The sequence below is a fragment of the Gilliamella sp. LMG 34360 genome, assembly GCF_984568995.1.
Map to the genome: position 1 here is coordinate 1,333,858 of NZ_OZ474900.1, position 12,952 is coordinate 1,346,809.

A 12,952-nucleotide genomic window follows, 5' to 3' on the forward strand; every position below is an offset into this window, starting at 1 on the left:
TTTGTATAGATTAAAACAGTTAATTTTATGACAGAACAAGCTTATTTAGATGAAGTGAATGCACGTCGCACTTTTGCTATCATCTCGCATCCCGATGCTGGTAAAACAACCATTACTGAAAAAGTACTATTATTTGGACAGGCGATTCAAACAGCGGGTACCGTTAAAGGTCGTGGCGCGAATGCCCAACATGCAAAATCTGACTGGATGGAGATGGAAAAACAGCGTGGTATTTCGATCACTACTTCGGTTATGCAGTTTCCTTATAACAATTGTTTAGTTAACTTACTCGATACTCCTGGGCATGAAGACTTCTCAGAAGATACTTACCGTACTTTAACCGCAGTAGATAGTTGCTTGATGGTTATTGACGCGGCAAAAGGGGTCGAAGATCGTACTCGCAAATTGATGGAAGTTACCCGTTTGCGTACCACGCCAATCTTAACTTTTATGAATAAACTTGACCGTGATATTCGTGATCCAATGGAGTTGCTCGATGAAGTTGAAAATGAGCTTAATATCATGTGTGCGCCTATCACATGGCCAATTGGTTGCGGTAAGCTGTTTAAAGGTGTTTATCATTTAGCTAAAGACGAAACGTACTTATACCAATCAGGCAAAGGTCATACCATTCAAGAAGTGCGAATAATTAAAGGTCTAACAAATCCTGATTTAGATGCTGCTGTGGGAGATGATTTAGCACAACAACTGCGTGAAGAATTAGAATTAGTGCAAGGTGCATCAAATGAATTTGATTTGGAAGCGTTCTTATCAGGTGATTTAACCCCAGTGTTTTTTGGTACTGCATTAGGCAATTTTGGTGTCGATCATATGCTGGATGGTTTAACTGCTTGGGCACCGACCCCGCAACCTCGTCAAACTGATAAACGTCAAGTTGAATCATCAGAAGAGAAATTCAGTGGCTTTGTATTTAAAATCCAAGCCAATATGGATCCAAAACATCGTGACCGTGTGGCATTTATGCGCATTGTTTCGGGTAAATACGAAAAAGGGATGAAGTTGCGTCATGTTCGTTTGGCAAAAGATGTAAATATTTCTGATGCATTAACCTTTATGGCTGGCGATCGGGAGCAAGTTGAAGAAGCTTACGCTGGCGATATTATTGGTTTACACAATCATGGCACAATTCAAATTGGTGATACTTTTACCCAAGGTGAAGATTTTAAATTTACAGGTATTCCTAACTTTGCACCAGAACTGTTCCGTCGCATTCGTTTAAAAGATCCTCTTAAGCAAAAACAGCTATTAAAAGGGTTAGTTCAGTTGTCAGAAGAGGGGGCTGTACAAGTATTTCGCCCAATCACCAACAACGATTTAATTGTCGGAGCGGTTGGGGTACTTCAGTTTGATGTGGTGGTGGCTCGATTGAAATCGGAATATAACGTCGAGGCAATTTATGAGCCAGTTAATGTCACTACAGCGCGTTGGGTTGAGTGCAATGATGTGAAAAAACTTGAAGAGTTCAAACGCAAATGCGAGCAAAATTTAGCATTAGATGGCGGTGATAACCTATCTTATATTGCGCCAAGTATGGTGAATTTGAATTTAACCCAAGAGCGATATCCTGACGTTGAATTTAGAAAGACACGTGAACATTAATCATTTTTTATGAGTACGTGTTTTGTGCTGATAATTAAAGAGCTGGTTTGCCAGCTCTTTTGCTTTGTTTGAAAGGGATTTATAGTTATAAAGTAAGACCATGTAGGGCAATACCATCAAAAAAACGCCATTGAGTTAAGTCATTTTCCAGCAAACTTACCGTTTCAAATAACTTTTCTTCATCCCCCATAAAACTAATTTCATTATTTCCTATTCTTGCTGATAAGTGTGAAGAGTTACTGTAAACATCATTATCGCCACGTGGGTTATTTTTATGGTGTAAAATAACATTGTTATCATTGGAGCCGAATTTTTCTACCTCGTCATTAGTCATAATCGGAATGTAAAAACTCTGAACTTCTTCATCAAGTAGACCATTTTCAAGCGCAATAATAATTTTTTTTTCGTTTTGATCACCCCAAGTTAACCAATCCTTGCTAATATTATAAATGTCTTCGTAATTAGTACGGTAAGCCATAATAATATATTTTGAGATATAGAAGGATTCAATGTTTTTTATAATTTGTTCGTCAATATCTTTATTGAGTAACCAAAAAGGGATAACGACATCAATTTTATCGCCCCATGACTGACTAAGCATTTCTATGGCATTATTCCAAAGTTGCCAAAAATGATTAGCATCTTGATTGTATTCTTTTAACACATAAGGTTCGATATCATATTGAATACCAGCAAGACAAGGTTTGTCTTCACGCATAGAACAGAACTGTTTAATTATTTTATTGCGCCTAATGGCATTTTTTAAACCTGAGCCTATGACCATATCGGGTGAACCTTCTACCGCAAAGATCTTTATCTGATTTTCATAGGCTATATCGAGTAGTTGACTTAACTGTTCTTTAAATTTTATTGTTTCATTTTCAATCGCTAATTGTAGATAGACTTGATTTATCCCTTTCGACTTTATTTTAGTTATAAATTGTTCTGGTGAAGTATTCCAAGTGCGAGTTTCCCAGTTCCACATTCCAAAATTAACTAATTTTTTGGTAACTTGTTGATTATTGGTGACAGTAGATGGGGTAGTTATTGTTTGATTATTAGATAGGGTATTATCATTTTGTATCGAATCAACCATTTCATTCGCAGTGGTGGATTTAACTTCATCGTTGTCATCGTAGCTAAATAAAACAATATTGTTATTTTGTTCTTTTTTGATGGAAATTGAGGTAAACATCCCGTTTTTTGTTTCACTTAAAACTGCTTTTTTTTTATATTGATATGAATCTTCATTCGATTGCTCCCCTAACACATTATGAGTAACGTTTGGAGTTTTACATAAAAAAAGATCAACCGCAAAAGAAGGAGTAATAGTAAAAGCTACTATAAACAATAGGATATATCGTATTTTAATCGTATTATTTGTCAAATTTGACCCTCTCCATTTTTCCCCAAGATATTTTACCTTTTTTTAATCGCAGAAACCCCCTGAGTTTCCAAAACAAGCAAATTTGCCGATAACCGAAATTTTCCAATAAAGATATAAAAAAAAGTGATAATAAAAATTTTACTTTATCAAGCCCTTTGAATAATAATCCATCTATGGCAATGGCTACCGAAGTAATAAATATATTGTAACAAATGACTAGCAAGAAGTAGGACAGAATTATATTGCCATTAACAATCTGAAGATACCAAAAGAGAGGTAGTAATACGTAACCTAAAAATTCAGACAATGGCCCTATAATATCGGTTAATATTGAAAAGGGCATGATTAAAAAACCAATTCTTCTGTATTTTATATCAAAAGTTAAATTTTGGAAATGAAAAAATGTTTGCAATGCACCGATATGCCAGCGGATACGTTGATTTTGTAAAACCTTCAATTTTTCAGGAACCTGTGTCCAGCAAATGGCTGTTGGGACATATTTAATTTTATAATCAACTTTTGAATCATAAATATACTTATGTAATTTTACTGTAAAATCATAATCTTCACCTACCGAACCGATAGAAAAGCCACCAATGCGAATAGCGAAATCACGACGAAACAAGCCAAAAGCCCCTGATATAATTGGTAATGCACTAATATGATTCCAAGCAACTTTTGCCATTAAAAAAGATCGCATATACTCAATAATTTGCAATTGAACAATGTATTTTTTGGATAACTTAATTTTTTTCACTATACCATTTTTGATCAAACAACTATTAGCAACGCGTACTGTTCCACCAACTGCAATCGTTTTCGGATCGTCAATGAAAGGAACCATCGCATTTGTAAGGGCATCGGGCGCTAAAATTGAATCTGCATCTAAAAGACAAATAATTGGTGAACGACTTAAATTAATCGCAGCGTTATGTGCATCAGCTTTGCCACCATTTACTTTATCGATAACACGTAACCGGCTATCTTTACGCGAAATATAAACTCCTTTTATTTTAGCGTGTGAAAGATAATTTGGATTATTAGAATTGAGATTGTGTAAAGTTTTTTCTAAATTAAAAAATTGATTAATTAACTCAAAAGTATCGTCGGTTGATCCATCATTAACAACTATCACATCTGCATTCGGATATTCTGTAGCAAGTATAGATTTAATACTTTCAATTATGGTTACACTTTCATTGTAAGCCGGCATAATAATCGTAATTGGATGTAGCATACCGTCATTTTTTTGTATGCTTTGTATTTTTCTTTCTTTATGCGGATTATCAAAAAATACGTATAGTGCTATGATAAGTTGTATAAAATAAATGAAAATTTGTAACAGTCCAATAAACATAATAAAAAAAACAGTTGCTTGCATTGAAGCAATTAAAGAGTTGTATACATAACTATTCATAGTGTTGCCCATACCTGATTTCTATAAAAACCGTTATTGATATCAGCCCAATAAACAAATAATTTAGTATCAAAATTAAAATTCTTTGTTATAAGATCCTGAATGCTACATACTTTTTCTTGATAACAAAGTTCATTAATGAAATTTAAAATATAACAACTATGAATGATTCCTGATGCTTTACATTGCAAGCCAAGTAAAGTTTCAAATAATTTTTGCATGTAATCTCGTTGATCTTCTCTGGCAAACATAACATAAGGGGTTATGTAGTTATTGGAAATTTCTCTTAACATGGCAAGTAATCTACTATCGAAATTACTTGATTCTTCATCCATTATTTGTGATTCAAATTGTAATAAGTTATACGATGGAATAAGACGTAAAAAACAAAATAAACCTTTTTGTGGTATTGAATTAAACAGCTTAGTTATGAGTTCAATTAATGATACATTTGGATCACTGACTACTAAGCTTAGTGCTGCAGCGATAGCGACTTCTTGCCGATGGTCTAAACAAGCTTTTTCTAAAGCATTAAATGATTTTTCACATGGGTAATAAGACAACATATTGGCCGCGTCAACACGTTGTTGAACGGTTCCTTTATGTAAGAGTAAACGTAATTTTTTTTGAAACGTTTCTTCTGCAAAAAAAGGTAGTAATTCTTGCACTTCATAGCGCTGTCTTTTGGCAAAAAAAGAGACAATCAGTACAAGTGAACCCGAAGATAATGTTTTATTAACGGTATTTTTAAAAATAATTTTATTATTTTGTTTAATACTTTTGTTGTAAGCGGTAATTAAGGTTAATTTTAATTTATTGAAGTGTCGCCGTTGATTCCTTCTTTTACAGTAAATGATCGATGTTATGATTATCACAATGAAACCGAACAGCACCAAACTACCATTATAGATATTGATATAACGTATTAGAATGTCCATTTTATTCCGCACCCTATAGTTTTTTTGTTATATAATTTACGGTTATGGGTTGTTTCTTTACGATCTTCGTTTGTATAGTTGATATTTATGGTAACGATTTCAGAAATATCATAAGAAAAGCCAATAAAACGAGCAGACGCTTTAATTAATGAACGAGTTAAATTGCTTGATCGATCCGATGTCTCTTGTGAATTGGAATAGCCTGCAAATAAGTGTAGTTTTTCGGTAGGTGAACCCGCTATTTTAACTAAAAAACCACTCATATGTTTGTTATCTTGATCAAAGGTGTTATTCCATTTTCCCGATAATGAAAGTCGTTCACCAAAAAGATATTGGAGTATACCTAGATCGATACTTTTAATATTTCCATCATTGTAATGATCGAACTTCATATCCAAAGTGACATGAAAGGAGTTAACATCATTATTTATTGAATTAAATAAAGTGTAATCGATTCCATTAATTAGTGTGTATTTGGCAAATAATTTATTTGAGGAAGAGACAAATACTGTTAAGTAACCATACGCCTTGTCGTTGAAAGTATGCCAAAGTGTCCCGCCATATTTTTGATCGTTCATATGAAAACGATGTGACTGTGCAAAATAACCCGTAACCGTATCTGTTTTCGATAATTTATAAGATAGAGCCATTTCTATTTCGTTCCAATCAGCATAAGATTTTGATAAATGGCTATGGGTACCTCCTAAATTAAAATCCCAATTATGAATAGAATTTTTTATGGCTTCGATGGTTTTGCTAATTGTTAATAATTGAACATCATTTGGTGATTGTTCTATATATTGATTTAACAATTTTTCCGCTTTATCGGGGGCATCAGGATTTTGCGCTAAAATAACGCTCACCAAACCATATTGTGCATCAACATAGTTAGGAGAAATGGATAAGGCGTTTTGAAATGAGTGTTTGGCTTGGTCTAATTTGCCTAACGCATAATAATTGAAACCTAACTGAACCAAAACATCAGAATTAGTTGGTGATAAATGATTTGCAATTTGCAGTTTTGATAATGCGAGTTCAAAATTCTGAAACTTTTTAGCCTCTATACTTTCTTTCAGTAGTTGATCGGCTTTAATAGCGTTATCAAAATCGTTGTTGTCGGCTATAGCTGTGGAGCTATAAGTTAAAATACTAATAATTAAGACGATTCTATAGAACATATAAATCCTTAATCCATTATATTTTTGTTTGGTATTTTTTATGTATTTAATTTACCAATCACAAAGCTGCTATTCCGATCATAAAGCTGGCGGAATCAATATAGGGAGTGCTGAAAATAGAGTCGAACGATGTACTCCCTTCCTTTTTGAATCAATGCATTTTCGATTAAAATCCAAACTACTTTAAATCAATTGGAGCTACTACATTATTGTGTTCATTTGTACTGGTATTGATTGTGAAACTGATAAGAAAATATCATTTTTATGACAATTAAATTGTAAACAATTTATAAAACTACTGAACTGACCGTATAATTGTTAAGATTACTTATCCAACGGTAGTGATTGAATTATAGTATGATTTTTCAACAAAAGATATTTATCACTGGTTATTTTTTGTAAAGAAGTTTTAGCATTCAAACAATGTTTGTTTTTCTCCCTAATTTATTAAAAAAAGACTATAATGTTATTTTTTTATTAGGCGAAGATTATATGGATAAGATAAAAATTATTTTTTTTATAGTATCAGTGTTTTTAATTTTTAATTCATCTTTTGCAATTGAAAACAAAATTTCTTTCCCTGTTCTTTTAGAAAAAATACAACAAAGTGATCGCGATAAACGCCAATACGAGGTAATTGAATTAGCAAATCAGATGCGCGTACTGTTGGTTTCCGATCCTAAAGCAGCAAAATCGTTAGGATCTTTAGCATTACCAGTAGGTTCACTGCAAGATCCCAAAGATCAGCAAGGATTAGCTCACTATACAGAACATATGGTACTGATGGGATCGAAAAAGTATCCTGAACCCTCCAGTTTCTCCGAATTTTTAAACCGCCATGCAGGTAGCTATAATGCCAGTACAGCTGCTCATCGGACCGCTTTTTATTTTGAAGTTGAAAACAGCGCGTTAGATAGTGCGATAGATTATTTAGCCGATGCTATAGCGGAGCCTAAATTAGATTCTAATTTTGCAGATAAAGAACGCAATGCGGTTAATGCTGAAATGACTATGGCCAGATCAAATGATGGTTTTAGAATCCGGCAAGTTAATGCGGAAACCATTAATCCTGATCATCCAGCAGCGCAATTTGCAGGTGGTAACTTAGAAACATTAAGTGATAAACCAACTAGTAAACTTCAAGATGCTTTAGTGGCTTTTCATAAAGATTATTATTCATCCAATATTATGGTAGGGGTGATTTATAGTAATCAATCTATCAATAAATTGACTAAATTAGCAGAAACAACCTTTGGCAGAATCCCGAACAAAAATATTATTGCTCCTAAAGTGGATAAACCCGCATTAACTCCAAATGTGCTAAGCAAACAAATATCTATGGTACCGGCTCAACCGAAAAAATTACTGTTTTTACAATTTCCAATGGAAAGTAATTTGGCTAAATTTGCCGATAAAACGGATGAATATATCAATTATTTGATCAGCAATAGCAGTCAAAATACCTTATCAGACCAATTGAAAAAACAAGGTTTAATTGAAGGCATAAGTTCAACTTATGATTCTATTCGTTACGGTAATAGTGGAACGTTTAGTATAAATGTGAGTTTAACTGATGAAGGACTTGCTCAGAAAGACAAAGTGATTGGTGCTATTTTCAATTATTTACAATTAATTCAAGAGCAAGGTGTTTCAGATGCCTATTATGATGAGCTTAGAAAAGTTTTAGCATTACAATTTAAGTATGAAGATGTAGAACGAGATATGTCTTATGTAGAATGGCTATCTGATCAAATGTTGTTATATCCAGTGCAAAACGTTTTAAATTCCGATTATGTTGCCACTAATTTTGATAAAGCGGCAATAATTGCTCGTTTAAAAAGTTTAACGCCGGATAATATTCGAGTTTGGGTGATTTCACCAGATCAAACTACTGATAAAACTGCTTATTTTGTCGAGGCTCCTTACAAAATTGAAAATATCACCAGCGAACAAAAAGCCAGCTGGTCAACATTGGGTAAAAGTTTTACTTTTACTTTACCTGAATTGAATCCTTATATCCCCGATGATTTTTCGATAGCAAAACAAAATTATGATCAAGCTCAACCCACCGAGCTTAGCAAACGTGGTAATCATATCCATTTTGTTAGTCAATATTTTAAAAATGAGCCTAAAGCTGCAATTGTGGTTTCATTGCGTAACAATCAAGCTTTCGACTCAGCTAAAGCAGATGTCGAATTTGAGTTACTTGACTATATTGCAAACCGAAATTTAAGTAATTTGCAATTTCAAGCTGCGGTAGCCGGAATTTCATTATCCACTCAAAGCGATAATGGTCTGATGATCTCAGCAAGTGGTTTTAGCCAACATTTACCAAAAATGGTTACATCCGTTCTTAATAGTTATCGCAATGTAACTATTGATGAACAAACTTTAGCTTTAGCAAAATCTTGGTATCTGCAAAGACTTGATAATGCCGATCATGCTAGAAGTTATTGGCTAGCTGTACAACCGATTAATGCGTTATCGGTGTTACCACGTTATTATGAACGAGATGAACGACGTCAAATTACTGCCAATATTACTATTGCAGATATTGTCGATTATCGTGATAATTTACTCTCTCGCTCTGTGCCATACATGATTAGTTTGGGTAATTTATCTAACGAGAACTCTTTAGATCTTTATAACTCCATCCAAAAAACGTTAGTAAAGGATGTTGAATATACACCGAATGAAAATATTAATATCAAAAATTCACTGGATGCCAAAATTACTCAACAAGCTAAGAGTACTGATAATGCTTTAATAATGGGTTATATTCCAACAGGCTATGATAGGATTAGTAGTGGGATGTTGAGTTATACCTTGACTAAAATCATATCCCCATGGTTTTATGATCAAATACGTACTAATGAACAATTAGGTTATGCGGTATTTGCGGCTCCTATGACAATAGGTGATTCCATAGGAATGAGCTTTATTGTGCAAAGTAACCAGTATGATCCAGCTTATTTATTTAAACGTTATAAAGAATTTTATCCTGTAATATCAAGTAAATTGCATGCATTATCTAAAGATGATATTGATCAATATAAAAAAGCGGTACTTGATGAATTAACTATGCCACCGCAAACTTTAGATGAAGAATTAAACCGGTATTTACCTGATTATCGCAATAACCGTTTAACGTTTGATTCATTAAGAAAAAAAATTGAGCAAGTGAAGAAAATCACCAAGCAAGATCTTATTGATTTTTATCATCGTTCAGTTATGGAACCAAAAGGCTTGGTGTTAGCGTCACAAGTTTTAGGTAAACGCGAAGCTGATGCAACACAACCCGAAGCCATTTCAGAATTTACTGAATATAAAAATGTAACATCTTTACAAAAAGTTCTTTTAAACTAATTTATGTTTTAAAAATAAACATAAAAACGGGTTAAGCCTGAAAGATATTCACAAAAATTGGCATTGTTATCACCATGTGATACACTGCCAAAATCCCAATGTTTTGAGTGTATTATGATTACTGGAACGATTGATTATTGTGCTATAGGTCAGCGATTGCGCGCATATCGAATTGCGGCTTCGCTAAAAGCGGAAGATGTTGCAAAAAATCTTAAAATTTCACGAGCAGCTGTCTATCGATTAGAGAAAGGTGAAATTGTTAAAATAGAAACTTTAGAGCGGTTGGCCTCTTTACTCAATACTTCTTTTGCGAGTTTACTTGGAATCGATACTGAATATTATTCAAGTGGTGAAGGATTTTTTGAAAGAATGCGACAACTTGAAGAGCAATCAACTCATATTTATTCTCATTTCGATCCTTTCTCATTTTTATTAACTTCACCAAACTATCTTAACCATTTAGCTATGATGCTAGCAGAGTCTAGCGAGTCAATCGATCCGCAAAAATATGCAATGATTTTGTCAATTTTAAGACACCGTAAAACACAGTTTCACCAATCAATTCCTAAGGTTATTAATTTAATTAGCTTACGTAATGTTGAGCGTTTTTTACATATCGGTTTAGTAGGCAACTTAACTATTTCGCCAGGTAAAAAGTCTGAAAGAATGCTGCTTGCTCGTAAAGAAGTTTATCATTTGATTGAACTCATTGAGCAACAATCTTATGCGCCAACCATTGCTATCACACAAGAAGCTATTCCATCAATTGCTTTTCAAATTTTTTATCAAAATGGTGAGCCAATTTCACTTGCAATGAGTCCTTTTCGTTTGGGTGAATTGCCAAATGTAACGACGGGTATTGCTTCAATTACTTCTTCGCATGATGCCATTAAACATCATCGTTCCTTATTTGATAAATTATGGCAAAATAGTGCCAAAGATGAGCATGCAATTGATTTGCTAAAAACAACATTAGATAAATTCTAAAGAATAAAAAAATATTTAAGAGAGCCATTATGTTATCCCTAACATTACAACCAATAAAAAAATTTAACGGCACCATTAATTTACCCGGTTCTAAAAGTGTGTCTAATCGTGCATTACTATTATCCGCTCTAAGTAAGGGGAATACACGTTTAACCAACTTACTTGATAGTGACGATGTTCGCTACATGCTTGATGCTTTGGCGGCTTTGGGGGTGAAATATCAGTTATCGCATGATCGAACCATTTGTGATGTTGAAGGTGTAGGCGGTATGTTACATTCGACGCATGCCTTAGAACTTTTTCTTGGAAATGCAGGTACAGCAATGCGACCACTCGCTGCGGCTCTATCTTTAGGCAATAATAATATTGTACTAACGGGTGAGCCACGCATGAAAGAGCGTCCAATTGGTCATTTAGTTGATTCGCTCCGTCAAGGTGGTGCTAAAATTGATTATCTTGAAAATGAAGGTTATCCACCACTTCATATTCAAGGCGGTTTTACTGGTGGTAATATTCAGGTTGATGGTTCGGTTTCTAGCCAATTTTTAACCGCTTTATTAATGGCTTCACCATTGGCGCCAAATGATACTGAAATCACGATAGTCGGGGATTTAGTTTCTAAGCCTTATATTGATATTACCATTAAGATGATGGCAATTTTTGGTGTCACAGTGACCAATCATCATTATCAAAAATTTACAATTAAAGCTAACCAAAGTTATCAATCTCCGGTTAGCTATTTAGTCGAAGGCGATGCTTCGTCAGCCTCTTATTTTTTAGCCGCTGCTGCAATTAAAGGCGGTACGGTGCGTGTTACAGGTATTGGTAAAAAGAGTTTACAAGGCGATACTCAATTTGCCCATGTACTTGAAAAAATGGGCGCTAAAATTACTTGGGCTGATGACTATATTGAATGCACTCGTTGTGAGTTAAATGGCATTGATATGGATATGAATCATATTCCTGATGCAGCAATGACTATTGCAACAACGGCACTGTTTGCGAAAGGACCAACAACAATTCGCAATATTTATAATTGGCGAGTTAAAGAAACCGATCGTTTATATGCGATGGCAACTGAATTAAGAAAAGTTGGTGCTACGGTTGAAGAGGGTAAAGACTATATTACTATCGAACCACCTGCTAAATTAACTCATGCTGAGATAAAAACTTATAACGATCACCGCATTGCAATGTGTTTTTCATTAGTTGCATTATCTGATACGCCAGTAACCATATTAGATCCTAAATGTACAATGAAAACTTTTCCTGATTATTTTGAACAATTTAAACGATTAAGTGTAGAATAAAATGAATAAATCTGTTCCTGTTATTGCAGTTGATGGGCCAAGTGGTGTTGGTAAGGGCACATTATGTCAAGCATTGGCAAATCATTTTAAATGGCATCTTTTGGATTCTGGAGCAATTTATCGTGTGCTTGCACTTTCGGCGCTTAACCAAAATATTGCTCTTGATGACGAACAAAAGCTTGCCCAATTAGCGCTTAATTTACCATTGACATTTGATACGACAGGCATTGAAGTAAAAATTTTGTTAAATAATGTTGATGTGTCAAAAGATATTCGCACAGAACTTACAGGGGGCGCTGCCTCAAAAGTTGCTGCAATAAATAGTGTTCGAACTGCTTTATTACAACGCCAACGAGACTTTAGACAAGCACCGGGACTGATTGCTGACGGTCGAGATATGGGTACTGTAGTGTTTAAAGATGCGCCAGTTAAGATATTTCTGGATGCCAGTGCAGAGTCCCGCGCAGAAAGAAGAATGAAACAGTTGCAAGATAGGCAAAATCATGTTAAATTCGCCGAAATTTTGCAGGAGATAACTGCGCGTGATGAGCGCGATCGAAATCGAACTGTTGCGCCACTTAAGCCTGCGGATGATGCTTTAATAATTGATACCACATCCCTATCTATTCAAGATGTTTTCAATCAATCTATTAAGTATATAAATAAAGAACTTGCGTTGTAAGTTTGCTTACAGCGTGGAACTCGCTCCAATATAAGGATGTATGGAGTATCACCAACAACCCCACAAG

9 protein-coding genes are annotated in these 12,952 nt (G+C 34.3%); 5 read left to right on the forward strand and 4 right to left on the reverse strand.

All coding sequences use genetic code 11. The annotated features are described in order from the left end of the window. Positions 1 to 27 precede the first annotated feature (27 nt). The gene (prfC, locus tag AC5LW9_RS06000) at positions 28 to 1,620 is read left to right on the forward strand and encodes a peptide chain release factor 3 (protein ID WP_086308798.1); all 1,593 of its coding nucleotides are present in this window, start codon (positions 28 to 30) and stop codon (positions 1,618 to 1,620) included. Between the two features lie 85 nt (positions 1,621 to 1,705). On the opposite strand, the gene AC5LW9_RS06005 is transcribed toward prfC, so the two are convergent. The 4 genes from AC5LW9_RS06005 to AC5LW9_RS06020 are packed head-to-tail and all read right to left on the reverse strand — an operon-like array spanning position 1,706 to position 6,540. Next, entirely contained in the window at positions 1,706 to 3,007 is a 1,302-nt protein-coding gene (locus tag AC5LW9_RS06005; RefSeq protein WP_493456506.1) for a hypothetical protein, read from the reverse strand. Next, a complete protein-coding gene (locus tag AC5LW9_RS06010; RefSeq protein WP_493456507.1) occupies positions 2,997 to 4,424 on the reverse strand; it encodes a glycosyltransferase family 2 protein in 1,428 nt (475 codons plus the stop codon). The genes AC5LW9_RS06005 and AC5LW9_RS06010 overlap by 11 nt, the downstream gene beginning before the upstream one ends. Beyond that, positions 4,421 to 5,362 carry a hypothetical protein gene (locus AC5LW9_RS06015; protein WP_198228712.1) on the reverse strand — a complete coding sequence of 314 codons (942 nt, stop codon included), beginning with the start codon at positions 5,360 to 5,362 and terminating at the stop codon, positions 4,421 to 4,423. Before AC5LW9_RS06015 ends, AC5LW9_RS06010 begins: the two co-directional genes overlap by 4 nt. Further along, positions 5,350 to 6,540, reverse strand: coding sequence for a YaiO family outer membrane beta-barrel protein (locus AC5LW9_RS06020; RefSeq protein WP_198228711.1), 1,191 nt, complete (start codon positions 6,538 to 6,540; stop codon positions 5,350 to 5,352). The genes AC5LW9_RS06015 and AC5LW9_RS06020 overlap by 13 nt, the downstream gene beginning before the upstream one ends. Positions 6,541 to 7,032: 492 nt before the next feature. Here AC5LW9_RS06020 and ptrA point away from each other — a divergent pair, with 492 nt between their 5' ends. The 4 genes from ptrA to cmk all read left to right on the forward strand — a co-directional run bounded on the left by ptrA (position 7,033) and on the right by cmk (position 12,885). Then, the gene (ptrA, locus tag AC5LW9_RS06025) at positions 7,033 to 9,906 is read left to right on the forward strand and encodes a pitrilysin (protein WP_493456508.1); all 2,874 of its coding nucleotides are present in this window, start codon (positions 7,033 to 7,035) and stop codon (positions 9,904 to 9,906) included. A 114-nt stretch (positions 9,907 to 10,020) separates the two neighbouring features. Beyond that, complete coding sequence (locus AC5LW9_RS06030) at positions 10,021 to 10,893, forward strand: helix-turn-helix domain-containing protein (RefSeq protein ID WP_198236851.1); 873 nt, start codon at positions 10,021 to 10,023, stop codon at positions 10,891 to 10,893. A 29-nt stretch (positions 10,894 to 10,922) separates the two neighbouring features. After that, on the forward strand, positions 10,923 to 12,203 hold the full coding sequence (gene aroA, locus AC5LW9_RS06035) for a 3-phosphoshikimate 1-carboxyvinyltransferase (protein ID WP_493456509.1): 1,281 nt from the start codon (positions 10,923 to 10,925) through the stop codon (positions 12,201 to 12,203). A gap of 1 nt (position 12,204) precedes the next feature. Then, complete coding sequence (gene cmk / locus AC5LW9_RS06040) at positions 12,205 to 12,885, forward strand: (d)CMP kinase (protein WP_493456510.1); 681 nt, start codon at positions 12,205 to 12,207, stop codon at positions 12,883 to 12,885. The last annotated feature ends 67 nt before the right edge of the window (positions 12,886 to 12,952 follow it).